This window comes from Pseudomonas sp. ef1 (assembly GCF_007293365.2).
Classification (GTDB): Bacteria; Pseudomonadota; Gammaproteobacteria; order Pseudomonadales; family Pseudomonadaceae; genus Aquipseudomonas; species Aquipseudomonas siliginis.
This window is the reverse complement of record NZ_CM129815.1, coordinates 131,513-155,161: the sequence shown is the minus strand read 5'-3', so window position 1 is coordinate 155,161 and position 23,649 is coordinate 131,513. Positions and strand designations below refer to the sequence as shown.

The following is a 23,649-nucleotide window of genomic DNA, read 5'->3' as shown; positions in this document are numbered from 1 at the left end:
ATGTCGTTGCCAACCCCGCTGACCATCGAATCCGGCCTGCAAGCCGAACAGGACTTGCTGGCCTCGGTCTGCGCCGGCGACGCCGAATTCGGCCTGCTGTTCTGGCAACCCACCGATCGCGCGCTGGTCATGCCGCGCCGCCTCAACCGTCTCCCGCATTTCGACCACGCCTGCGAAGTTTCCGCTGCTGCTGGCTGGCCGGTGCTGTTGCGTGAAACCGGCGGTGAGCCCGTCCCGCAATCCGCTGCGACCATCAACATTGCCTTGGTATACGCCCCGCCTCGCAGCGAAGGCGACCTGAACCGCATCGAAACCGGCTACCGTCGTTTGTGCGATCCGATCTGTCAGTTGCTGGATGAATTGGGTGGCACCTCGTCGGTCGGGGAAATCGACGGCGCATTCTGTGATGGACGTTTCAACGTCAATCTCGACGGTCGCAAGATGGTCGGCACGGCCCAGCGCTGGCGCCAGAGTCAGGGAGGCCAGCGTCCGGTTGGCCTGGTGCATGGTGCGATGCTGATGGATGACGAGCGCGAAGCGATGGTTGCTGCGGTCAATCGCTTCAATGAAGCCTGCGGCCTGGATCAACGGGTGAGGGCGCAAAGCCACATCGCCCTGCATGAGAAATTCAACGCGCCACAGGCATTGGCGCGTCTCGATGAATTGTTTCGTTTGATGCTGGCGCAGATTTACGTCTAGCGCGTGCCGAAGACCACCATGGTCTTGCCTTTCACATCGACCAGATTGCGTTCTTCCAGATCCTTGAGCACGCGGCCGACCATTTCTCGCGAACAACCGACAATCCGACCGATTTCCTGACGGGTGACTTTGATCTGCATGCCGTCCGGGTGGGTCATGGCGTCCGGCTGTTTGCACAGCTCCAGCAGGCAGCGGGCGACGCGGCCGGTGACGTCAAAAAATGCCAAGTCGCCGACTTTGCGCGTGGTGTTGCGCAGGCGTTGTGCGATTTGTCCGCTGAGGGCGTAAAGAATGTCTGGATCTTGCTGCGACAGTTCGCGGAACTTGGCGTAGCTGATTTCGGCGGTTTCGCATTCAACCTTGGCACGCACCCAGGCGCTGCGCTCCTGCTCCTGACCTGCCTGCTCGAACAGACCCAGTTCGCCGAAGAAATCCCCGGCGTTCAGGTAAGCGATGATCATCTCGCGACCATCGTCGTCTTCGATGAGGATGGTGACCGAGCCTTTGATGATGAAAAACAGCGTGTCCGAGCGATCCCCGGCGCAGATGATATTGCTCTTGGCCGCATGACGCCGGCGCTGGCAATGCATCAACAGCTTGTCGATGTTCTTGATTTTGGGTGTGGGGGTAATAGCAACCATGGTTGTATCCCGAAAAGACTGCACGGTGATGTTTGAGTTTTTATGAGGCGCTGAAGGCGGTCGCTACAGAGCTGACGAATTGGCGCCAGCGAATTGGCGCCAGCTTACCAGACACTTCGTCGTAAATTCGAGAAATTACCTACAGCCAGAAAGCATCCGTCCTAGGACGTCGTTCCTGTCGGGACAAAGCGCTGTGCTAAGCTGGCGACCCTTTTTTTACAGTGGAGTCTGGGCGATGAAGGCACGCATCCAATGGGCTGGCGAAGCCATGTTCCTCGGCGAATCCGGCAGCGGTCATGTCGTGGTAATGGACGGCCCGCCGGACGCCGGTGGCCGTAACCTCGGGGTTCGCCCGATGGAAATGCTCTTGCTGGGTGTCGGCGGTTGCAGCAACTTCGACGTGGTCAGCATCCTGAAGAAGTCGCGCCAGGCCGTTGAAAGCTGTGAAGCCTTCCTTGATGCCGAGCGTGCGACTGAAGATCCCAAGGTGTTTACCAAGATCCACATGCACTTCGTGGTCAAGGGCCGAGGCCTGAAGGAAGCTCAGGTCAAGCGCGCCATCGAGCTGTCGGCCGAGAAGTATTGCTCGGCGTCGATCATGCTCGGCGCGGCTGGCGTGGCAATCACCCACGATTATGAAATCGTCGAACTCGGCTGAACCGACATTCAACTATCATAAAAGCAGTGCAGACTCTGGCGATCCCCCGCTGACGTCTGCATAATGCGCCACTTTTTTCAGGGCAGTGATCGGTCAGCCGACGGGTCATCCGCCTGAACAGATAACCAAAATCGCCATCGCGAAGAGGTGTTAACCGTCCTACGCAGGTGCGTTGTTCGCACTTGACGGGCATGCTTGATCACGCGGCCGCGCCGCATACATAGAGAGTTTTTAACGGTGAAAAGCAAACTCAAGCTCCACGGGTTCAATAACCTGACAAAGACCTTGAGCTTCAACATCTATGACATCTGCTACGCGGAAACCCCGCAAGACCAGCAGGCTTACGTTGAGTACATCAATCAAGAGTACAACGCGAAACGCCTGACGCAGATTCTCACAGAAGTTGTCGAGATCATTGGTGCCAACATCCTGAACATCGCCAGTCAGGACTATGAACCCCAGGGCGCCAGCGTCACGATTCTGATTTCGGAGGAGCCGGTAACCCCGACTGACAGCCAGATCGAAGAATCGCCGGGCCCGTTGCCCGAAATTATTCTGGCCCACCTCGACAAGAGCCACATCACGGTGCACACCTATCCGGAAATCCATCCGGACGATGGTATTGCGACCTTCCGTGTGGATATCGACGTGTCGACCTGTGGTGTCATTTCACCGCTCAAAGCGCTCAACTTCCTCATTCACCAGTTCGATTCGGACATCGTGACCGTGGATTACCGTGTGCGCGGTTTCACCCGTGACGTTGAAGGCAACAAGCACTTCATCGACCACGAGATCAACTCGATCCAGAACTACCTCTCCGAAGACACTCGCGACGCGTACCAGATGACCGACGTGAACGTGTATCAGGAAAACCTGTTCCACACCAAAATGCTGCTGAAGAACTTCGAACTGGACAACTACCTGTTCGGCGACGCCACCAGCAACCTCTCGCCCGAGCAACGTGCCCAGGTGACCGACCGTGTGAAACACGAAATGCTGGAAATCTTCTACGCGCGCAACATGCCGACCTAAGATTCCCGGAAACAAAAAAGGCGACCTCCAGGTCGCCTTTTTCATGCTTCAAACAAAACCCCTGTGGGAGCGAGCCTGCTCGCGAAGAGGTCATCAGCACCGACACGGATCTCAGATCCGATAAGTACTCTTGGTCATCACCTTCGCCAACAAACTCATGCCGAACTTCACTGGCGCCGGAAAACGAAACCCGCCCGCATCCAGGGCACTTTCCGCATGGTGTTCTTCATCGATGCGCATCTGCTCAAGAATCGCCCGGGACTTCTCGTCCTCGGCCGGCAATTGCTCCAGATGTTCGTTCAAGTGTTTGCAGACCTGATGCTCGGTCGCCGCAACGAAACCAAGGCTGACCTTGTCGCTGATCAGTCCGGCCACCGCGCCGATACCGAACGACATGCCGTAAAACAGTGGATTCAGCACGCTGGTGTGGCTGCCCAACTGATGGATGCGCTGCTCACACCAGACCAGATGGTCGATCTCTTCTTCAGCCGCGTGCTCCATGGCTGCGCGTACCTGCGGCAACTTGGCGGTCAGCGCCTGCCCCTGATACAGCGCCTGGGCGCAGACTTCGCCGGTGTGGTTGATGCGCATCAGGCCGGCGACGTGGCGAGTGTCTTCATCGCTCATCTGCGTATCCGGCTGCAGAATCGCTGGCGACGGGCGGTACGGCTGGCCACTGAAGGGCAACAGAGTGCGCATCGCGGCATCGGCTTGCAGCAGCAGACGGTCTATGGGCGAGTAGTGACGTTGGGTAGTCATGCTGACCTCCGGGAAGAATCTCGGCGGCCAGTTTAACCGAATCGGCCGGCGAGGGTTTGCGCTGGGTCACTTGCTGCGCGGTCAGGCTTTTTTGTGGGAGCGAGCCTGCTCGCGAAAGCGGATTTTCGGATACTGAAGTGTTGAATGTATCGGCGCCTTCGCGAGCAGGCTCGCTCCCACAGTTGGTTGTCGCCAATCAGCCCGGCGGCCAGTTCATCTGGCGCTGACCCAGCACGTGCATATGAATGTGATAGACAGTCTGCCCACCAAGTTCATTGCAGTTCATCACCACGCGGAAGCCTTCTTCGCAACCCAGTTCCAGCGCCAGACGCTGCGCTGTGAACAGGATGTGCCCGGCCAGCGCCTTGTCGTCTTCGGTCAGGTCGTTGAGCGTGCGCACCGGTTTTTTCGGGATTACCAGAAAGTGCACCGGAGCCTGGGGGGCGATGTCGTGGAAGGCCAGAACCTGGTCGTCCTCGTAAATGATCTTCGCCGGGATTTCCCGGTTGATGATCTTGGTGAACAGAGTATCCACTGCTGTTTCTCCGTTGAGTTGGGCTGAATCGAGTGTACCGCTTCGAAGTTGTCTTCCTAGCGGGGGCAGTAAGCTTTGTTGATCATGCCGACGATGGTGCGATTGAGCCAGCGCGAACCCAGCCGCGGCAGGAACGCCAGCCAGCGATTGCGTCGTCCCGGAATGATGATGGCGCGGTTTTTATCCAGTGCGCGTACGGCATGCAGTGCCACTTCTTCCGGACTCATCAGCGAGTGGCTGCTTTCGATCTTTTCGCTACTCATCTGTGCGGTTCGGAAGAACGGTGTGCGCGTCGGGCCGGGGCACAGCACCGAAACTTTCACGCCGCTTTGTTTGAGCTCCACGCGCAGGGCTTCGGAAAAATGCAGCACATACGCTTTGCTGGCGTAGTACGTGCTCATCCACGGGCCGGGGCTGTACGCAGCCACCGAGGCGACATTGAGGATCTGCCCGCCACCCAGCAGCGCCATGCTGTTACCCACCGCATGGCAGAGGCGGGTGAGGGCGAGGATATTGACCTCGATGAGGTCCTGCTCGGTCATCCAGTCTTGCGCGAGGAATGGCCCGCAGGTGCCGATGCCTGCGCAATTGACCAGCAGATCGATCTGCCGGTCGCCTTCTTCCAGCTCCAGCAAAAAGCCCGACAGGCGCAACGGTTCGCCGAGATCGCAGGCGCGAAACAATACTTCGACATCGAAACGCTGGGTCAGCTCGATGGCGATACTTTCCAGCTGATCACGCTGTCGTGCCACCAGAATCAGGCTGCGGCCGCGCCGGGCCAGTGCTTCGGCCATGGCCAGGCCGATGCCGCTGGAAGCACCGGTGATCAGAGCGTAACGGGTCATGCAGTTCTCCATCGCAACAGCTCCGCGCCGGCGACGCGGTTGTCGCGGCAGGGAGCGCTGTTCATTCTTGCGCAGAGTCTACAGGGGCCTGCGCCGGTTCGGCTGCCTCGTCGGCGGAAATCACTGGCGGTTCGACGGCCTCAACTTCGTCGGTGGTCACCGAGCCGCTGTCATAGCTGCTCTCCAGATTGCTTTCATATTCTTTCTGCACAGCCGAGAAGCCGCCAAGAAGGCCTCCGGCAAAAATCAGTGCAAAGAATACGATCCATAACGAGCACAGCACTTTGACGGCCGTGCTGTTCGGCGGTGGTGGCGGCCCATAGCGGTTGGCGCCGGCATTGCCGGGTACGACCATCATCACCAGCGGGAAAAAACTGCCGACGAACGGCACCAGATTCAACAACCACAGCCAGCCCGACCAGCCGATATCGTGCAGGCGCTGAACGCTGAACAGAATGCTGACGATCATGAAGCCGAGGAACAGGAAGACCGCCAGAATGCCGCCGAGGATCAGGCCTGTGGTTGAATCGCCACTGACCAGACCCAAGGCAATCAAGGCAAACACACCGACGATGGGCAGGGTCACCAGGCTCAAGACCATGGTCCAGGCCAAAAATCGCAGGCGACCAATCCGGCCTTCGACGCTGAATGGCTTGAGCGTGGCGAATGGCGGCAGAGCTTCACCGACATTGGCGCGCGGCGGGGCGTAAGGCGAGTCCGGTTCCACCACCGCTGCAGGGTTATCGTGGACGTCCGCCAGATTCAGCTCGATGGCGGTTTCCGCTTCGATCCGCGCATCGATCCCGGTTTTGTTCAATGCCTGCAGATACGTCTGGGCATCGCTGTGGGACAGATCACGTTTGAGGGCGACGGTGCGGCCACTGAACAAGCGCTCGATGGCGACCACATCGCTTTTGAACAGATCCGCCAGATTCAGTTTGGCGGTGGTGAGGTCGACGCCGGGCTGCAGCGCGCCGTCGAAGACGATCTTGTAACGGGTGTCGCTCATGGCCGAGGCATCCTTGTCGCGATTGGGTTTGCAGTAGTCAGTTCAAGGCCAGTCTGACAGCGACTGGCCGGGGGTATTGCTCAGCGCGGCCAGCGTTCCGGCAGCTGTGCGGCGCGCGCCTGAGCCTGACGATATTCTGCGTCGAGCCGGGCGATCAACTCATCCACGCTTGGCAGATCACCAATCTGGCCAACACCCTGGCCCGCCGACCACACGGTCTTCCAGGCTTTGGCTTCATCGTTGATCGGCTTGAGCTTGTCGCCGAACTTCACCTCGCCCTTGCCTTGCAGTGCCGCCATGTCGAAACCGGCCGCCTCCAGGCTCTGGCGCATGAAACTGGCCGGTACTCCCGACACTGCTGGAGTATGAATGATGTCGGCAGCCTTGGCTGTCAGCAGCATGTCTTTGTAGGCGTCAGGCGCGTGACTTTCTGTGGTGCCGATAAATCGCGTACCGAAGTAGGCCAAATCCGCGCCTAGCAGCTGCGCGGCGAGAATCTCATGGCCGTGGTTCAAACATCCCGCAAGCAAGAGTGTCTTGTCGAAGAACTCGCGGATCTCGGCAATCAGCGCAAACGGGCTCCAGGTGCCGGCATGCCCGCCGGCGCCGGCCGCGACGGCAATCAGCCCGTCGACACCGGCTTCAGCGGCTTTCTCGGCATGGCGGCGCGTGGTCACGTCGTGAAACACCAGACCGCCATAGCTGTGCACCGCGTCGACCAGTTCCTTCACCGCGCCGAGACTGGTGATCACGATCGGCACCTTATGCTCCACGCAGATGTCCAGATCCGCCTGCAGGCGCGGATTGCTGTGGTGAACAATCAGGTTCACCGCATAAGGGGCCGGATTATCCAGAGTCGCCAGGCTTGCTTCGATCTGTTCCAGCCAAGCCTTGAACCCACTGCTTTCGCGTTGGTTCAGCGCCGGAAAGCTGCCGACCACACCATTGCGGCAGCAGGCGAGCACCAGTTCCGGATTGGAGATCAGGAACATCGGTGCCGCCACCACGGGCAGACGCAGACGTTGTTCGAGCAAAGCGGGCAGCGACATTGTGAACACCCCGAAGATTTTTATTGATTGAAGTTAGAACGGCTTGACCACGACCAGAATTACGATAGCCAGCAATATCAGAACCGGCACTTCATTGAACCAGCGATAAAAGACATGGCTGCGGGTGTTTTCACCACGGGCAAAGCGTTTGACCTGCGCGCCGCACATGTGGTGGTAGCCGATCAGCAATACGACCAGGGTCAGTTTGGCGTGGATCCAGCCGCCCTGGCTGAAAAGGCTAGGGTTGAGGTAGATCAGCCAGCCACCGAAGATCAGCGTGGCGATCATCGCCGGGCCCATGATGCCGCGATACAGCTTGCGCTCCATGACGCTGAAGCGTTCCTGGCTGATCGTGTCTGCGCTTTGCGCGTGGTAAACGAACAGGCGCGGCAAGTAGAACAGTCCGGCAAACCAGCAGACGACGCTGACAATGTGAAACGCTTTGAGCCATAGATAGAGCATTTTTGGGTATTCCCTCATTCACGGTAGCCAGATAGTAGAGGCTTGAGCGTCCGCGCGTCACCTTGGCGGTTGTCGCAGGCGCGCGCGGCCCCTATTATCGACGGCTTTCCAGTGGGTTCGTTGAGGGCAGGTTTATGGTCAAGGTCGGTATCGTCGGCGGCACGGGTTACACCGGTGTCGAACTGCTGCGTCTGTTGGCACAGCATCCGCAGGCAGAAGTGGTCGTCATCACTTCCCGATCCGAGGCCGGTCTGGCCGTAGCTGACATGTACCCGAACCTGCGCGGTCACTATGACGGGCTGGCCTTCAGCGTGCCGGACGTGAAAACCCTTGGCGCTTGCGATGTGGTGTTTTTCGCCACGCCGCACGGTGTGGCTCACGCCTTGGCAGGCGAACTGCTGGCGGCGGGCACCAAGGTCATCGACTTGTCCGCCGACTTCCGTCTGCAAGACGCTGATGAATGGGCCAAGTGGTACGGCCAGCCGCACGGCGCGCCAGATCTGCTGGACGAAGCTGTTTACGGGTTGCCGGAAGTCAATCGCGAGCAGATCAAGAAAGCGCGCCTGATCGCGGTACCGGGTTGCTATCCAACCGCTACACAACTGGGGTTCCTGCCACTGCTTGAAGCAGGTCTGGCCGACGCATCGCGTTTGATCGCCGACTGCAAATCCGGCGTCAGCGGTGCCGGGCGCGGCGCGGCTGTAGGTTCTTTGTACTCCGAGACGTCGGAAAGCATGAAGGCCTACGCGGTAAAAGGTCATCGCCACCTGCCGGAAATTCGCCAGGGCCTGCGTCGCGCGGCGGGCAAGGATGTCGGCCTGACCTTCGTACCGCACCTGACGCCGATGATTCGCGGTATCCATTCGACGCTCTACGCGACTGTGGTCGATCGTTCGGTGGATCTGCAGGCACTGTTCGAAAAGCGCTATGCCAACGAACCGTTCGTCGATGTGATGCCTGCGGGCAGCCACCCAGAAACCCGTAGCGTGCGCGGCGCCAACGTGTGCCGCATCGCCGTGCATCGTCCACAGGATGGCGATCTGGTGGTGGTACTCTCGGTGATTGACAACCTGGTCAAGGGCGCCTCGGGCCAGGCGGTGCAGAACATGAACATTCTGTTCGGACTGGATGAGCGCTTCGGTCTGTCCCACGCCGGTATGCTGCCGTAACGTTAGCCACAACCTGTAAGCCGCAAGCTTGAAGCTCACTGCTTGAAGCTTGCCGCTGCTCCTCTAATAGTTGACCAATTTTCTAGGACAAGCGGATAATGCGCGTCATCACGCATTATGGCGGCGTAACGCCGGGAGATAGTCAGCATGAGCGTCGAATCCTTCACCCCCACGGCTTTGCAATTCACTCAAGGTGCTGCGCACAAGGTGAAGAGCCTGGTCGATGAAGAGGGGAATGATCGCTTGAAGCTGCGCGTATTTGTTACGGGCGGCGGTTGTTCAGGGTTTCAATACGGTTTCACCTTCGATGAAGACGTGGCCGATGACGACACCATTGTCGAGCGCGAAGGCGTGAGTCTGGTGGTTGATCCGATGAGTTTCCAGTACCTGGCCGGCGCGGAGGTGGACTACCAGGAAGGTCTGGAAGGTTCACGCTTCGTGATCAAGAACCCGAACGCGACAACGACTTGTGGTTGCGGGTCGTCGTTCTCGATCTGATCGCGCTTTACAGCACACAACAAAACGCCGCAGAGCCTTTCGGTTCTGCGGCGTTTTTGTTTCTGAAGGTTATGCCGGGTAGATGGCGCCGAGTACGCGCAGGCCGCGAGCGCCGGTGACGCTTGGCCGATTGGCGGCGATGCCTTCCAGGCAGCAATGGGCGAGCCAGGCGAAGGCCATGGCTTCCACCCAATCTGGATCAACCCCGTGAGTTGCGGTGCTGGCGACTTGGGTATTTGGCAGCAGGTCCGCCAGACGTTTCATCAGCGTGGCGTTGTGCGCGCCGCCGCCACAGACCAGCAGTTCCTGAGTGCCCGATTGAGCGCTTTGTAGCGACTCGACGATGGTCAGCGCCGTAAGTTCGAGCAGCGTGGCCTGAACGTCTTCGGCAGCGAAAGTCGGCAGACGCGATAGATGCTGTTCCAGCCATGGCAGATTGAAGACTTCCCGGCCCGTACTTTTCGGGCCTTTGGTCACGAAGAACGGGTCGCTTAGCAGTGCCTTGAGCAGGGTTGGTTCAACCTTGCCGGTTGCAGCCCATTTGCCATCCCGGTCATAGTTCTCGCCACGTTGCCGGTGAATCCAGGCGTCCATCAGAACATTCCCCGGCCCGCAGTCGAAACCGGCTACAGGTTTGTTCGGCTCAATCAGGCTGAGATTGCTGAATCCGCCGACATTCAAGACTGCCTGGTTACCAGTACGCTCTTCAAACAAAGCTTCGTGAAAGGCTGGTACCAGAGGCGCACCTTGGCCACCCGCTGCGACATCGCGGCTGCGGAAATCACTGACGACGGTAATACCGGTCAACTCAGTCAGCAGGGCTGGATTACCGATCTGCACGGTAAACCCGCGCGCCGGCTCATGGCGAATGGTCTGACCGTGGCTACCGATAGCGCGGATTGCATCGGGCTTGAGTTGTTGTTGCGCGAGGAGGGTGTGAATGCCCGACGCGGCAAGTTCGACCCAGTGTTGCTGGGCAATCGCCGAGCGGGCGATCTCGTCGGGGCCGCTGGCGCACAAGCCAAGCAGCTCGGCGCGCAGGGAGTCAGGCATTGGCAAGTAGTGCGTGGCGATCAGTTTGATCGCCGACGTCTGCTCGATCAGGGCGATGTCCAGCCCGTCGAGACTGGTTCCGGACATCACACCGATATACAGGGCCATGGCTTAGCGCTTGCTCGAAGCCAGCATGGTGGCCTTCTCTTGATCCATACGCGCCATCAGTGGCTGGCTCTGCGCGAGGAAGCGCGCGCGTTCGGACTTGGCGATCGGATCGGCCATTGGCAGTTTCTGGCCCAGCGGATCGACGTGAACGCCGTTGACCTGGAATTCATAGTGCAAATGCGGGCCGGTGGACAGGCCGGTGGTGCCGATATAGCCAATGACTTGACCTTGCTTGACGCTGCCACCGGTTTTCACGCCTTTGGCAAAGCCCTGCATATGGCCATAGAGCGTACGGTAAGTGTTGCCGTGCTGAATGATCACGGTGTTGCCGTAACCACCACGACGACCGGCCAGCAACACTTTGCCGTCACCGGCAGCCTTGATCGGTGTACCCCGTGGCGCTGCGTAATCGACACCTTTGTGGGCGCGAATCTTGTTGAGGATCGGGTGCTTGCGGCCCATGGAAAACTTCGAACTGATGCGGGCGAAGTCAACAGGGGTCCGGATGAAGGCCTTGCGCATGCTGTTGCCATCGGCAGTGTAATAGCTGCTGTTGCCTTGTTTGTTGGTGTAGCGAACAGCGGTGTAAGTCTTGCCGCGGTTGGTGAAGCGCGCCGACAGGATCGGGCCGGTGCCGACCGCCTTACCGTTGATGACTTTCTGCTCGTAGATCACATCGAATTCGTCGCCTTGACGAATGTCCTGCGCGAAATCGATGTCGTAGCCAAAGACACTGGCCATGTCCATGGTCATGCTGTGAGAAAGGCCGGCGCGGGCTGCGGACTGCGACAGTGAGCTGTTGATGACACCGTGGACGTAGGCAGTGCGAACAGTTGGCTTGGCAGTCACTCGGTTGAACGAGTAACCCTTGTCATTCTTGGTCAGGGTGATGGTTTCAACGTCGCTGACCTTGCTGTGCAGGCTGGTCAACTGGCCTTCCGGACTCAGTTCGAACTCGAGTTTCTGGCCACGCTTGAGCTGGCTGAACTGTTTGGCTTGCTTGTCGCTTGCCAGTACTTCGTGCACGGAGGCTGCAGGCAGACCGACTTTTTCAAACAGGGTAGACAGCGTATCGCCTTTGGAAACCACGACTTCACGGTGCCCAGGCTCTTTCGGTTTCTCAGCAGGCGCCACAGGTGCTGGCGCGGTTTCAGCGGTTTGCGCGGCGTTTTCGTCGCTGTTTTCGATTTGGGCGAACGGCGAAGCTGCGGGCTCGTTTGTGGCTTGAGCCGCATCGGCAGCGTCTTGATCTTGTGTCAGTTGTTCAGCAGGACTTTCCAGTTCAAGACTCAGAGTCGTCTTTTTGGCTTCAACATCGCTGGAGGGAAATACCAGCAGCGCCAGGCTGAGAAGGGCGGCGATTCCACTTGCGGCGAGCAGGTGGGTCTTCGGGTAAAGCGGGGGCGCTTTAGACGGTTCTGTGGTCATAGGTAATTTTTGACTTTGAAATAGATGAATTGGAAAAGATGAATGACATGATGAAGATGAAATAACTGTATAAAATATAACCAAATCATCGCTGAAGCAAGTCTACAGACCTCGGGTCTGGGGATTGGTGTCCGTGCGCCGGGCAAAACTTGTAATTGGTGCGCGTTCTTGTATGGTTGGTTCCCTTTGAATCTGAGCCTTGCGGGTCTGTTATGAAGTCGGTTGAAGAGCAGCTAGCGCTGATTAAACGTGGTGCGGAAGAACTGTTGGTCGAGTCCGAGCTGGTCGAGAAGCTCAAGCGCGGCCAACCGCTGCGTATCAAGGCTGGTTTCGATCCAACCGCTCCGGATCTGCATCTGGGTCATACGGTGCTTATTAATAAGCTGCGCCAGTTCCAGGAGCTGGGGCACCAGGTCATCTTCCTCATAGGTGACTTCACCGGGATGATCGGTGATCCGAGTGGCAAGAGCGCCACGCGTCCGCCACTGACGCGTGAGCAGGTTCTGGAGAATGCCGAGACCTACAAGACTCAGGTTTTCAAAATTCTTGATCCGGCGAAAACCGAAGTTGCCTTCAACTCCACTTGGATGGACAAGATGGGTCCGGCGGATTTCATTCGTCTGACTTCGCAATACACGGTCGCTCGCATGCTTGAGCGCGATGACTTCGACAAGCGCTACACCACCAACCAGCCAATCGCTATTCACGAATTCCTCTATCCGCTGGTTCAGGGTTATGACTCGGTCGCGCTGCGCGCCGATGTCGAGCTGGGCGGTACCGATCAGAAATTCAACCTGCTGATGGGTCGCGAGTTGCAGCGTGGTTATGGCCAGGAAGCCCAGTGCATTCTGACCATGCCATTGCTGGAAGGTCTGGATGGCGTGAAGAAGATGTCCAAGTCGTTGGGCAACTATGTCGGTATCCAGGAAGCGCCAGGCGTCATGTACAGCAAGCTGGTTTCCATCCCGGATGCGCTGATGTGGCGTTACTTCGAGTTGCTCAGCTTTCGCTCGATGGATGAGATCAACGCCTTCCGGGCTGACGTCGAAGCTGGAGCGAATCCTCGCGACATCAAAATCAAGCTGGCTGAAGAGATCGTTGCGCGCTTCCATGGTGAAGAGGCTGCGGCGAATGCTCACCGAGGCGCCGGCAACCGTATGAAGGATGGCGAGCTTCCAGATGACTTGCCTGAGATCGAGCTGTCTTCGGTTGAGGATATGCCGATCGCTGCCGTCCTTAATAAGGCAGGCCTGGTGAAGAACTCGGCGGCGGCGCGTGATCTGTTGGCGGCGGGCGGAGTCCGGGTCGATGGTGAAGTGGTTGATCGCTCCTTTATATATGTACTGGGCACGACTCACGTTTGTCAGGCCGGCAAGAAGGCTTTTGCACGTATTACGCTGAAATCTGAATAAAGTTGGAATTGGGGGTTGACGGCGAATTTTAGAAGTCTATAATTCGCCCCACTTCCGGCGCAGTCGAAATGGAAAACTCCTTGAGATTCAAAGAGTTATGCAGTTTTCGACAGCGGCTTGCTTCAGATCATTGAAGCCTGGAAGGAGTTGAAAGAGCAGTGATGTGTAGCTCTTTTAACGGTTCGATCTTCTCGGTCGAAAGCGGAGAAAAAGAGGTGTTGACAGCAGCGATTAACGCTGTAGAATTCGCCTCCAGCTAACGAGAGATCGGAAGCGCAAGTGGTTGAAGTTGTTGAAGAATTCTTCGAAAACTTCTGGAAATAATCACTTGACAGCAAATGAGGCTGCTGTAGAATGCGCGCCTCGGTTGAGACGAAAGATCTTAACCAACCGCTCTTTAACAACTGAATCAAGCAATTCGTGTGGGTGCTTGTGCAGTCAGACTGATAGTCAACAAGATTATCAGCATCACAAGTTACTCCGCGAGAAATCAAAGATGTAACCAACGATTGCTGAGCCAAGTTTAGGGTTTCTTAAAAACCCAAAGATGTTTGAACTGAAGAGTTTGATCATGGCTCAGATTGAACGCTGGCGGCAGGCCTAACACATGCAAGTCGAGCGGATGAAAGGAGCTTGCTCCTGGATTCAGCGGCGGACGGGTGAGTAATGCCTAGGAATCTGCCTGGTAGTGGGGGACAACGTTTCGAAAGGAACGCTAATACCGCATACGTCCTACGGGAGAAAGCAGGGGACCTTCGGGCCTTGCGCTATCAGATGAGCCTAGGTCGGATTAGCTAGTTGGTGAGGTAATGGCTCACCAAGGCGACGATCCGTAACTGGTCTGAGAGGATGATCAGTCACACTGGAACTGAGACACGGTCCAGACTCCTACGGGAGGCAGCAGTGGGGAATATTGGACAATGGGCGAAAGCCTGATCCAGCCATGCCGCGTGTGTGAAGAAGGTCTTCGGATTGTAAAGCACTTTAAGTTGGGAGGAAGGGTTGTAGATTAATACTCTGCAATTTTGACGTTACCGACAGAATAAGCACCGGCTAACTCTGTGCCAGCAGCCGCGGTAATACAGAGGGTGCAAGCGTTAATCGGAATTACTGGGCGTAAAGCGCGCGTAGGTGGTTTGTTAAGTTGGATGTGAAATCCCCGGGCTCAACCTGGGAACTGCATCCAAAACTGGCAAGCTAGAGTATGGTAGAGGGTGGTGGAATTTCCTGTGTAGCGGTGAAATGCGTAGATATAGGAAGGAACACCAGTGGCGAAGGCGACCACCTGGACTGATACTGACACTGAGGTGCGAAAGCGTGGGGAGCAAACAGGATTAGATACCCTGGTAGTCCACGCCGTAAACGATGTCAACTAGCCGTTGGGAGCCTTGAGCTCTTAGTGGCGCAGCTAACGCATTAAGTTGACCGCCTGGGGAGTACGGCCGCAAGGTTAAAACTCAAATGAATTGACGGGGGCCCGCACAAGCGGTGGAGCATGTGGTTTAATTCGAAGCAACGCGAAGAACCTTACCAGGCCTTGACATCCAATGAACTTTCCAGAGATGGATTGGTGCCTTCGGGAACATTGAGACAGGTGCTGCATGGCTGTCGTCAGCTCGTGTCGTGAGATGTTGGGTTAAGTCCCGTAACGAGCGCAACCCTTGTCCTTAGTTACCAGCACGTAATGGTGGGCACTCTAAGGAGACTGCCGGTGACAAACCGGAGGAAGGTGGGGATGACGTCAAGTCATCATGGCCCTTACGGCCTGGGCTACACACGTGCTACAATGGTCGGTACAAAGGGTTGCCAAGCCGCGAGGTGGAGCTAATCCCATAAAACCGATCGTAGTCCGGATCGCAGTCTGCAACTCGACTGCGTGAAGTCGGAATCGCTAGTAATCGCGAATCAGAATGTCGCGGTGAATACGTTCCCGGGCCTTGTACACACCGCCCGTCACACCATGGGAGTGGGTTGCACCAGAAGTAGCTAGTCTAACCTTCGGGGGGACGGTTACCACGGTGTGATTCATGACTGGGGTGAAGTCGTAACAAGGTAGCCGTAGGGGAACCTGCGGCTGGATCACCTCCTTAATCGACGACATCAGCTGCTGCATGAGCTCCCACACGAATTGCTTGATTCATTGAAGAAGACGATAGAAGCAGCCCGAAATTGGGTCTGTAGCTCAGTTGGTTAGAGCGCACCCCTGATAAGGGTGAGGTCGGCAGTTCGAATCTGCCCAGACCCACCAATTTTGTGTGGGAAACGCCTGTAGAAATACGGGGCCATAGCTCAGCTGGGAGAGCGCCTGCCTTGCACGCAGGAGGTCAGCGGTTCGATCCCGCTTGGCTCCACCACTACTGCTTCTGAAGTTTGAAAGCTTAGAAATGAGCATTCCACCGGTACGGTGATGAATGTTGATTTCTAGTCTTTGACTAGATCGTTCTTTAAAAATTTGGGTATGTGATAGAAAGATAGACTGAACGTTACTTTCACTGGTAACGGATCAGGCTAAGGTAAAATTTGTGAGTTCTCTTAGTTGAGAAATTCGAATTTTCGGCGAATGTCGTCTTCACAGTATAACCAGATTGCTTGGGGTTATATGGTCAAGTGAAGAAGCGCATACGGTGGATGCCTTGGCAGTCAGAGGCGATGAAAGACGTGGTAGCCTGCGAAAAGCTTCGGGGAGTCGGCAAACAGACTTTGATCCGGAGATGTCTGAATGGGGGAACCCAGCCATCATAAGATGGTTATCTTGTACTGAATACATAGGTGCAAGAGGCGAACCAGGGGAACTGAAACATCTAAGTACCCTGAGGAAAAGAAATCAACCGAGATTCCCTTAGTAGTGGCGAGCGAACGGGGACTAGCCCTTAAGTGGCTTTGAGATTAGCGGAACGCTCTGGAAAGTGCGGCCATAGTGGGTGATAGCCCTGTACGCGAAAATCTCTTGGTCATGAAATCGAGTAGGACGGAGCACGAGAAACTTTGTCTGAATATGGGGGGACCATCCTCCAAGGCTAAATACTACTGACTGACCGATAGTGAACTAGTACCGTGAGGGAAAGGCGAAAAGAACCCCGGAGAGGGGAGTGAAATAGATCCTGAAACCGTATGCGTACAAGCAGTGGGAGCAGACTTTGTTCTGTGACTGCGTACCTTTTGTATAATGGGTCAGCGACTTATTTTCAGTGGCGAGCTTAACCGAATAGGGGAGGCGTAGCGAAAGCGAGTCTTAATAGGGCGTCTAGTCGCTGGGAATAGACCCGAAACCGGGCGATCTATCCATGGGCAGGTTGAAGGTTAGGTAACACTGACTGGAGGACCGAACCGACTACCGTTGAAAAGTTAGCGGATGACCTGTGGATCGGAGTGAAAGGCTAATCAAGCTCGGAGATAGCTGGTTCTCCTCGAAAGCTATTTAGGTAGCGCCTCATGTATCACTGTAGGGGGTAGAGCACTGTTTCGGCTAGGGGGTCATCCCGACTTACCAAACCGATGCAAACTCCGAATACCTACAAGTGCCGAGCATGGGAGACACACGGCGGGTGCTAACGTCCGTCGTGAAAAGGGAAACAACCCAGACCGTCAGCTAAGGTCCCAAAGTTATGGTTAAGTGGGAAACGATGTGGGAAGGCTTAGACAGCTAGGAGGTTGGCTTAGAAGCAGCCACCCTTTAAAGAAAGCGTAATAGCTCACTAGTCGAGTCGGCCTGCGCGGAAGATGTAACGGGGCTCAAACCATACACCGAAGCTACGGGTATCACCTTCGGGTGATGCGGTAGAGGAGCGTTCTGTAAGCCTGTGAAGGTGAGTTGAGAAGCTTGCTGGAGGTATCAGAAGTGCGAATGCTGACATGAGTAACGACAATGGGTGTGAAAAACACCCACGCCGAAAGACCAAGGTTTCCTGCGCAACGTTAATCGACGCAGGGTTAGTCGGTCCCTAAGGCGAGGCTGAAAAGCGTAGTCGATGGAAAACAGGTTAATATTCCTGTACTTCTGGTTATTGCGATGGAGGGACGGAGAAGGCTAGGCCAGCTTGGCGTTGGTTGTCCAAGTTTAAGGTGGTAGGCTGAGATCTTAGGTAAATCCGGGATCTTAAGGCCGAGAGCTGATGACGAGTTACCCTTTGGGTGACGAAGTGGTTGATGCCATGCTTCCAAGAAAAGCTTCTAAGCTTCAGGTAACCAGGAACCGTACCCCAAACCGACACAGGTGGTTGGGTAGAGAATACCAAGGCGCTTGAGAGAACTCGGGTGAAGGAACTAGGCAAAATGGCACCGTAACTTCGGGAGAAGGTGCGCCGGTGAGGGTGAAGGACTTGCTCCGTAAGCTCATGCCGGTCGAAGATACCAGGCCGCTGCGACTGTTTATTAAAAACACAGCACTCTGCAAACACGAAAGTGGACGTATAGGGTGTGACGCCTGCCCGGTGCCGGAAGGTTAATTGATGGGGTTAGCTAACGCGAAGCTCTTGATCGAAGCCCCGGTAAACGGCGGCCGTAACTATAACGGTCCTAAGGTAGCGAAATTCCTTGTCGGGTAAGTTCCGACCTGCACGAATGGCGTAACGATGGCGGCGCTGTCTCCACCCGAGACTCAGTGAAATTGAAATCGCTGTGAAGATGCAGTGTATCCGCGGCTAGACGGAAAGACCCCGTGAACCTTTACTATAGCTTTGCACTGGACTTTGAATTTGCTTGTGTAGGATAGGTGGGAGGCTTTGAAGCGTGGACGCCAGTTCGCGTGGAGCCATCCTTGAAATACCACCCTGGCAACTTTGAGGTTCTAACTCAGGTCCGTTATCCGGATCGAGGACAGTGTATGGTGGGTAGTTTGACTGGGGCGGTCTCCTCCTAAAGAGTAACGGAGGAGTACGAAGGTGCGCTCAGACCGGTCGGAAATCGGTCGTAGAGTATAAAGGCAAAAGCGCGCTTGACTGCGAGACAGACACGTCGAGCAGGTACGAAAGTAGGTCTTAGTGATCCGGTGGTTCTGTATGGAAGGGCCATCGCTCAACGGATAAAAGGTACTCCGGGGATAACAGGCTGATACCGCCCAAGAGTTCATATCGACGGCGGTGTTTGGCACCTCGATGTCGGCTCATCACATCCTGGGGCTGAAGCCGGTCCCAAGGGTATGGCTGTTCGCCATTTAAAGTGGTACGCGAGCTGGGTTTAGAACGTCGTGAGACAGTTCGGTCCCTATCTGCCGTGGACGTTTGAGATTTGAGAGGGGCTGCTCCTAGTACGAGAGGACCGGAGTGGACGAACCTCTGGTGTTCCGGTTGTCACGCCAGTGGCATTGCCGGGTAGCTATGTTCGGGAAAGATAACCGCTGAAAGCATCTAAGCGGGAAACTTGCCTCAAGATGAGATCTCACTGGAACCTTGAGTTCCCTGAAGGGCCGTCGAAGACTACGACGTTGATAGGTTGGGTGTGTAAGCGCTGTGAGGCGTTGAGCTAACCAATACTAATTGCCCGTGAGGCTTGACCATATAACACCCAAGCAATTTGCTGACCTGAAAAGGCGCCAGATTGCGGTGTGTGAAGACGAAACGAACCGAAAGTTCGAAATTCACAAACACCTAGCTGTCACATACCCAATTTGCTGAAGCGAGGCCGTCTGGTCCCGAGTCAGTACCCGAATTTCTTGACGACCATAGAGCGTTGGAACCACCTGATCCCATCCCGAACTCAGCAGTGAAACGATGCATCGCCGATGGTAGTGTGGGGTTTCCCCATGTGAGAGTAGGTCATCGTCAAGATTAAATTCCGAAACCCCAATTGCGAAAGCAGTTGGGGTTTTGTTTTGCCTGCGAGAAATGTGCCCGCTTGATTTCTATGCAACGGCCCGGGGCATGGCTATTATGCGGGCCTCATTGTGAGGCGATACCTGCATGCTGACGTTGTTGAATCTACTGAAGGATGGACGATTCCATTCCGGACAGGACTTGGGCGTTGCCCTGGGAATTAGCCGAAGTGCTGTATGGAAGCAGCTACAACAGCTTGAAGCTGAACTTGGCCTGTCGATCCATAAAGTTCGCGGTCGCGGATATCAATTGTCGGCGCCTCTGATGCTCCTTGATCCTCTTGAAATAACCAGGAAGATGCCGCAATGGCCGGTGCGTGTGTTCGACTCCGTCGACTCGACAAATGCCGAAGCTCTGCGCTCCATCAGTGAGGGCGCACCCGCGCCGTTTTTGGTGCTCGCGGAGCGACAATTGGCAGGCCGTGGTCGTCGAGGCCGCAAGTGGGTGAGCCCATTTGCGGAAAATCTTTATTACAGCCTGGTTCTTCGAATAGATGGCGGCATGCGTCAGCTTGAGGGGTTGAGCCTTGTTGTTGGCTTGGCCGTGATGCAGACCTTGCGAAGCGCCGGCGTGCCCAATGCCGGTTTGAAGTGGCCCAACGATGTTTTGGTGGGTAACAAGAAAATAGCCGGCATCCTGCTCGAACTCGTCGGCGATCCGGCGGATGTATGTCATGTTGTATTGGGTATAGGAATCAACGTGAATATGCAGGTTGCCGATGAGGTCGACCAGCAATGGACTTCTATAAAGCTGGAGTCAGGCAAAGCCTGCGATCGCAATGCTCTGGTGGTTGAGTTGAGTAATCAACTCAAAGCTTATACCCATAAACACCAGCTCAACGGGTTCGCAAGTCTGCAGGCAGAATGGGCGGAAAATCATCTGTGGCAGGGTCGATCCGTGTCCTTGGTCGCGGGTAACAGCCATATCGATGGGATAGTGCTCGGGATTGATAACCAAGGCGGGTTGCGCTTGATTGTAGATGGTGTTGAAAAAGTCTTTAGTGGTGGAGAGCTCAGCCTGAGGTTGCGTGATGATTCTTGAGCTTGACTGCGGCAATAGTTTTATCAAATGGCGCGTGCTGGATGCGTCGGCGAGTGGGCTGGTTTCGGAAGGGGTTGTAGATTCGAATCAGGCTTTGCTTGAGAGTCTACGGATCATAAAGCCGCTCTCGCTGCGCAAGTGTCGTTTGGTAAGCGTCAGGACTATCGAGGAAACCAGCGCTTTAACCGAAATGCTTGAGCGCGCGTTCGGTATTCCTATCGTGTGTGCGAAACCCGCCCGCGAGATATCCGGTGTTCGAAACGGCTATGAAGACTATGAGCGTCTGGGGCTTGATCGCTGGCTGGCGATGCTCGGCGGCTTCCACCTGGCTGCCGGAAGTGCTTGCCTGGTTCTCGATTTCGGTACCGCGGTCACTGCCGATTTTGTCGCGGCTGACGGTGAGCATCTCGGGGGGTTCATTTGTCCTGGTATGCCTTTGATGCGAAACCAGTTGCGCACCCATACCCGTAAAATTCGTTATGGTGATGAAGCAGCAGAGCGCGCCCTTTCCAGTCACGTCCCGGGACGGACCACCGTTGAAGCGGTGGAGCGCGGTTGTTCTTTGATGCTGAGGGGCTTCGTTCTCACTCAATTAGAGCTGGCTCGAGCGTACTGGGGAGAGCAATTCGCCGTCTTTATTACGGGAGGGGATGCCGAGTTGGTTAAAGGCGTCGCGCCTGACGCCAGGGTTGTGCCCGACCTGGTTTTTGTCGGCTTGGAGATGGCTTGTCCCTTGTCTTGAGGTTTATATGCGTTGGTTGTTCCTGCTGCTGGTTGTACTCAATGTTTTTTACTATGTCTGGCATCAGCAGGAAGCGCCCTTGCGAGCCAAAGATGTAACTCCTCTTAATCTGTATCGTGGTTCGCAGCAGGATATCCGTCTGCTGAGCGAAACCGCAGGTGAAGGTCGAAGAGGCGAGATGGCGCCGCGTCAGCAGTGCTTGTTCCTTGGTGGATTTTCTGACGAAGATTCAATTGCCAGGTTGCAACAGCGTCTGGTGGCGATGAAAGTCAATGTGCAATCCCTGCCGAAAGATGCTGCCGGAAGCGGGTACTGGCTGGCAGCTGCGCCGGACAGCCAGCGTTTGTTAGGCGATCAGCAGTTGCAAAACCTTTCCAAGGAATTCAATGAGTTAAAACATAAAATAATGCTGTGCGAAGGGGTTGCACCTGCTCAATAGTTTGCATAGAATGGCGCCCGCTCCACAGCGAACACCTTAATCGGGATTCGAAGTGAAGTGTGTCAACGCAGCTAACCTCAGGTTTTTAAATGAGAAAATGCTTGACAGGGGTTTGGCATGATATAGAATGCCGGCCTGATTAGGAGGGGTTCCCGAGCGGCCAAAGGGATCAGACTGTAAATCTGACGTCTACGACTTCGAAGGTTCGAATCCTTCTCCCTCCACCAGATTTAAGCGTGAGCTGCAGGCTCCGCGGGTATAGTTTAGTGGTAGAACCTCAGCCTTCCAAGCTGATGATGCGGGTTCGATTCCCGCTACCCGCTCCAAGTTTGCAGGTTGTGCAAAAGGGTTTTGCTCTTGTAGCTCAGTTGGTAGAGCACACCCTTGGTAAGGGTGAGGTCAGCGGTTCAAATCCGCTCAAGAGCTCCATATAACAAGGCAGATATGAAAATATCTGCCTTTGTTTTAATGGTTGATATTGTTTGTCTAATTTCTTCTGTAGAGGGTGATATCGATGGCTAAGGAAAAATTTGATCGTTCCCTGCCCCACGTCAACGTTGGGACCATTGGTCACGTTGACCACGGTAAAACCACTCTGACTGCTGCTCTGACTCGCGTTTGCTCCGAAGTTTTCGGTTCTGCAATCGTTGACTTCGACAAGATCGACAGCGCACCAGAAGAAAAAGCTCGCGGTATCACCATCAACACCGCGCACGTTGAGTACAACTCGAAGATCCGTCACTACGCTCACGTTGACTGCCCAGGTCACGCTGACTACGTGAAGAACATGATCACCGGTGCTGCTCAGATGGACGGCGCTATCCTGGTTTGCTCGGCCGCTGATGGTCCGATGCCGCAAACCCGTGAGCACATCCTGCTGTCCCGTCAGGTTGGCGTTCCGTACATCGTGGTCTTCCTGAACAAGGCTGACCTGGTAGACGACGCTGAGCTGCTGGAACTGGTTGAGATGGAAGTTCGTGACCTGCTGTCGACTTACGACTTCCCGGGCGACGACACTCCGATCATCATCGGTTCGGCTCGTATGGCGCTGGAAGGCAAAGACGACAACGAGATGGGCACCACTGCCGTCAAGAAACTGGTTGAAACTCTGGATGCCTACATCCCAGAACCAGTTCGTATGATCGACAAGCCATTCCTGATGCCAATCGAAGACGTATTCTCGATCTCGGGTCGCGGTACTGTTGTGACTGGTCGTATCGAGCGCGGTATCGTTCGCGTTCAGGACCCGCTGGAAATCGTTGGTCTGCGTGACACCACCGTTACTACTTGCACCGGTGTTGAAATGTTCCGCAAGCTGCTCGACGAAGGTCGTGCTGGCGAGAACTGCGGCGTTCTGCTGCGTGGTACCAAGCGTGACGACGTTGAGCGTGGCCAGGTTCTGGTCAAGCCAGGTTCGGTCAAGCCGCACACCAAGTTCACCGCAGAAGTTTACGTTCTGAGCAAGGAAGAAGGCGGTCGTCACACTCCGTTCTTCAAAGGCTACCGTCCACAGTTCTACTTCCGTACTACTGACGTGACTGGTAACTGCGAGCTGCCAGAAGGCGTTGAAATGGTAATGCCAGGTGACAACATTCAGATGACTGTTACCCTGATCAAAACCATCGCGATGGAAGACGGTCTGCGTTTCGCTATCCGTGAAGGCGGTCGTACCGTCGGCGCTGGCGTCGTAGCCAAAATCATCGAATAAGCGGTTGTAATGTATTTTTCGGGCCGGCATAATGGTCGGCCTGATTTTGTTTTAGGTCAGTAGCTCAATTGGCAGAGCGACGGTCTCCAAAACCGTAGGTTGGGGGTTCGATTCCCTCCTGACCTGCCAGATTCACTCCGTGTGTCTGGCTTTCTTTTCACAGGATCTTCATAGATGACTCCTAAAGCTGAAGCTCAAGGCTCTCGCTTCGATCTGCTCAAGTGGCTTGTAGTAGTCGCTTTGGTAGTTGTTGGCGTTGTTGGCAATCAGTATTACGCTGCTTCGCCGATCCTGTACCGTGTACTCGCTTTGCTTGCCATTGCTGCTGTAGCTGCCTTTGTAGGCTTGCAGACCGCGAAGGGCAAGTCTTTCTTTGTACTGGTTAAGGAAGCTCGCACCGAGATTCGTAAAGTCGTGTGGCCAACTCGCCAAGAAACCACGCAGACCACGCTGATTGTCGTGGCTGTTGTTCTGGTTATGGCGTTGCTGTTGTGGGGTCTTGATTCCCTGCTCGGCTGGCTTGTTTCCTTGATTGTCGGCTAAGGGTGTCCC

The 23,649-nt window shown here is 55.7% G+C and carries 20 protein-coding genes, 6 tRNA genes and 3 rRNA genes; 20 read left to right on the top strand and 9 right to left on the bottom strand.

Annotated elements, in window-relative coordinates:
• A complete protein-coding gene (locus FEE99_RS00810) occupies window positions 1-699 on the top strand; it encodes a lipoate--protein ligase family protein (protein WP_041476680.1) in 699 nt (232 codons plus the stop codon).
• Here FEE99_RS00810 and crp read toward each other — a convergent pair.
• Entirely contained in the window at window positions 696-1,340 is a 645-nt protein-coding gene (crp, locus tag FEE99_RS00805; protein ID WP_041476679.1) for a cAMP-activated global transcriptional regulator CRP, read from the bottom strand. The genes FEE99_RS00810 and crp overlap by 4 nt on opposite strands.
• A gap of 235 nt (window positions 1,341-1,575) precedes the next feature.
• Here crp and FEE99_RS00800 point away from each other — a divergent pair, with 235 nt between their 5' ends.
• Entirely contained in the window at window positions 1,576-1,998 is a 423-nt protein-coding gene (locus FEE99_RS00800) for an OsmC family protein (RefSeq protein ID WP_016772921.1), read from the top strand.
• A 237-nt stretch (window positions 1,999-2,235) separates the two neighbouring features.
• Window positions 2,236-3,030: an adenosylmethionine decarboxylase gene (gene speD, locus FEE99_RS00795; protein ID WP_024014530.1), complete on the top strand. Its 795-nt coding sequence runs from the start codon at window positions 2,236-2,238 to the stop codon at window positions 3,028-3,030.
• A gap of 111 nt (window positions 3,031-3,141) precedes the next feature.
• Here speD and coq7 read toward each other — a convergent pair whose 3' ends face one another.
• The 6 genes from coq7 to hemJ all read right to left on the bottom strand — a co-directional run bounded on the left by coq7 (window position 3,142) and on the right by hemJ (window position 7,689).
• Entirely contained in the window at window positions 3,142-3,789 is a 648-nt protein-coding gene (gene coq7, locus FEE99_RS00790; protein ID WP_041476678.1) for a 2-polyprenyl-3-methyl-6-methoxy-1,4-benzoquinone monooxygenase, read from the bottom strand.
• A gap of 196 nt (window positions 3,790-3,985) precedes the next feature.
• Complete coding sequence (locus FEE99_RS00785) at window positions 3,986-4,324, bottom strand: histidine triad nucleotide-binding protein (RefSeq protein ID WP_017128660.1); 339 nt, start codon at window positions 4,322-4,324, stop codon at window positions 3,986-3,988.
• Between the two features lie 56 nt (window positions 4,325-4,380).
• Window positions 4,381-5,169 (bottom strand): SDR family NAD(P)-dependent oxidoreductase, encoded by a 789-nt coding sequence (locus FEE99_RS00780; RefSeq protein ID WP_041476677.1) that lies wholly within the window; start codon window positions 5,167-5,169, stop codon window positions 4,381-4,383.
• A gap of 61 nt (window positions 5,170-5,230) precedes the next feature.
• Window positions 5,231-6,178 (bottom strand): DUF805 domain-containing protein, encoded by a 948-nt coding sequence (locus tag FEE99_RS00775; protein WP_041476676.1) that lies wholly within the window; start codon window positions 6,176-6,178, stop codon window positions 5,231-5,233.
• Between the two features lie 80 nt (window positions 6,179-6,258).
• Entirely contained in the window at window positions 6,259-7,227 is a 969-nt protein-coding gene (locus FEE99_RS00770) for an NAD(P)H-dependent flavin oxidoreductase (protein WP_041476675.1), read from the bottom strand.
• A gap of 33 nt (window positions 7,228-7,260) precedes the next feature.
• Window positions 7,261-7,689, bottom strand: a complete 429-nt coding sequence (gene hemJ, locus FEE99_RS00765; protein ID WP_039757756.1) for a protoporphyrinogen oxidase HemJ — start codon at window positions 7,687-7,689, stop codon at window positions 7,261-7,263.
• Between the two features lie 134 nt (window positions 7,690-7,823).
• Between hemJ and argC the strand changes: the two genes are divergently transcribed.
• Together argC and erpA are read left to right on the top strand one after the other, a co-directional pair.
• Window positions 7,824-8,858 carry an N-acetyl-gamma-glutamyl-phosphate reductase gene (argC, locus tag FEE99_RS00760; RefSeq protein WP_041476674.1) on the top strand — a complete coding sequence of 345 codons (1,035 nt, stop codon included), beginning with the start codon at window positions 7,824-7,826 and terminating at the stop codon, window positions 8,856-8,858.
• Between the two features lie 147 nt (window positions 8,859-9,005).
• Window positions 9,006-9,356 (top strand): iron-sulfur cluster insertion protein ErpA, encoded by a 351-nt coding sequence (gene erpA, locus FEE99_RS00755; RefSeq protein ID WP_007918905.1) that lies wholly within the window; start codon window positions 9,006-9,008, stop codon window positions 9,354-9,356.
• A gap of 69 nt (window positions 9,357-9,425) precedes the next feature.
• Here the strand turns inward: erpA and FEE99_RS00750 are convergent, their stop codons facing one another.
• Together FEE99_RS00750 and FEE99_RS00745 are read right to left on the bottom strand one after the other, a co-directional pair.
• A complete protein-coding gene (locus FEE99_RS00750; protein WP_041476673.1) occupies window positions 9,426-10,517 on the bottom strand; it encodes an anhydro-N-acetylmuramic acid kinase in 1,092 nt (363 codons plus the stop codon).
• 3 nt (window positions 10,518-10,520) lie between these two features.
• On the bottom strand, window positions 10,521-11,945 hold the full coding sequence (locus FEE99_RS00745; protein ID WP_041476672.1) for a peptidoglycan DD-metalloendopeptidase family protein: 1,425 nt from the start codon (window positions 11,943-11,945) through the stop codon (window positions 10,521-10,523).
• Between the two features lie 212 nt (window positions 11,946-12,157).
• Between FEE99_RS00745 and tyrS the strand changes: the two genes are divergently transcribed.
• From tyrS to secE, 15 genes are all read left to right on the top strand, one after another.
• Window positions 12,158-13,357, top strand: a complete 1,200-nt coding sequence (gene tyrS / locus FEE99_RS00740; RefSeq protein ID WP_016772931.1) for a tyrosine--tRNA ligase — start codon at window positions 12,158-12,160, stop codon at window positions 13,355-13,357.
• 553 nt (window positions 13,358-13,910) lie between these two features.
• Window positions 13,911-15,447, top strand: a 16S ribosomal RNA gene (locus tag FEE99_RS00735).
• 81 nt (window positions 15,448-15,528) lie between these two features.
• Window positions 15,529-15,605 (top strand) — tRNA-Ile (locus FEE99_RS00730).
• A 30-nt stretch (window positions 15,606-15,635) separates the two neighbouring features.
• A tRNA-Ala gene (locus tag FEE99_RS00725) sits at window positions 15,636-15,711 on the top strand.
• Window positions 15,712-15,958: 247 nt separating this feature from the next.
• A 23S ribosomal RNA gene (locus tag FEE99_RS00720) occupies window positions 15,959-18,852 on the top strand.
• 154 nt (window positions 18,853-19,006) lie between these two features.
• A 5S ribosomal RNA gene (rrf, locus tag FEE99_RS00715) occupies window positions 19,007-19,122 on the top strand.
• Together the 16S, 23S and 5S rRNA genes with 2 tRNA genes alongside form the textbook arrangement of a ribosomal RNA operon.
• A gap of 132 nt (window positions 19,123-19,254) precedes the next feature.
• On the top strand, window positions 19,255-20,208 hold the full coding sequence (gene birA, locus FEE99_RS00710; protein WP_041479747.1) for a bifunctional biotin--[acetyl-CoA-carboxylase] ligase/biotin operon repressor BirA: 954 nt from the start codon (window positions 19,255-19,257) through the stop codon (window positions 20,206-20,208).
• The gene (locus FEE99_RS00705; protein WP_041479745.1) at window positions 20,198-20,950 is read left to right on the top strand and encodes a pantothenate kinase; all 753 of its coding nucleotides are present in this window, start codon (window positions 20,198-20,200) and stop codon (window positions 20,948-20,950) included. Before birA ends, FEE99_RS00705 begins: the two co-directional genes overlap by 11 nt.
• A gap of 7 nt (window positions 20,951-20,957) precedes the next feature.
• Window positions 20,958-21,389 carry a hypothetical protein gene (locus FEE99_RS00700; protein WP_041479744.1) on the top strand — a complete coding sequence of 144 codons (432 nt, stop codon included), beginning with the start codon at window positions 20,958-20,960 and terminating at the stop codon, window positions 21,387-21,389.
• Between the two features lie 142 nt (window positions 21,390-21,531).
• Window positions 21,532-21,616, top strand: a tRNA-Tyr gene (locus tag FEE99_RS00695).
• Window positions 21,617-21,641: 25 nt separating this feature from the next.
• Window positions 21,642-21,715, top strand: a tRNA-Gly gene (locus tag FEE99_RS00690).
• A gap of 27 nt (window positions 21,716-21,742) precedes the next feature.
• Window positions 21,743-21,818 (top strand) — tRNA-Thr (locus tag FEE99_RS00685).
• Between the two features lie 85 nt (window positions 21,819-21,903).
• The gene (tuf, locus tag FEE99_RS00680; protein ID WP_064361246.1) at window positions 21,904-23,097 is read left to right on the top strand and encodes an elongation factor Tu; all 1,194 of its coding nucleotides are present in this window, start codon (window positions 21,904-21,906) and stop codon (window positions 23,095-23,097) included.
• A gap of 53 nt (window positions 23,098-23,150) precedes the next feature.
• Window positions 23,151-23,226, top strand: a tRNA-Trp gene (locus FEE99_RS00675).
• Window positions 23,227-23,271: 45 nt separating this feature from the next.
• Window positions 23,272-23,640 carry a preprotein translocase subunit SecE gene (gene secE / locus FEE99_RS00670; protein WP_016772937.1) on the top strand — a complete coding sequence of 123 codons (369 nt, stop codon included), beginning with the start codon at window positions 23,272-23,274 and terminating at the stop codon, window positions 23,638-23,640.
• Window positions 23,641-23,649: the final 9 nt, after the last annotated feature.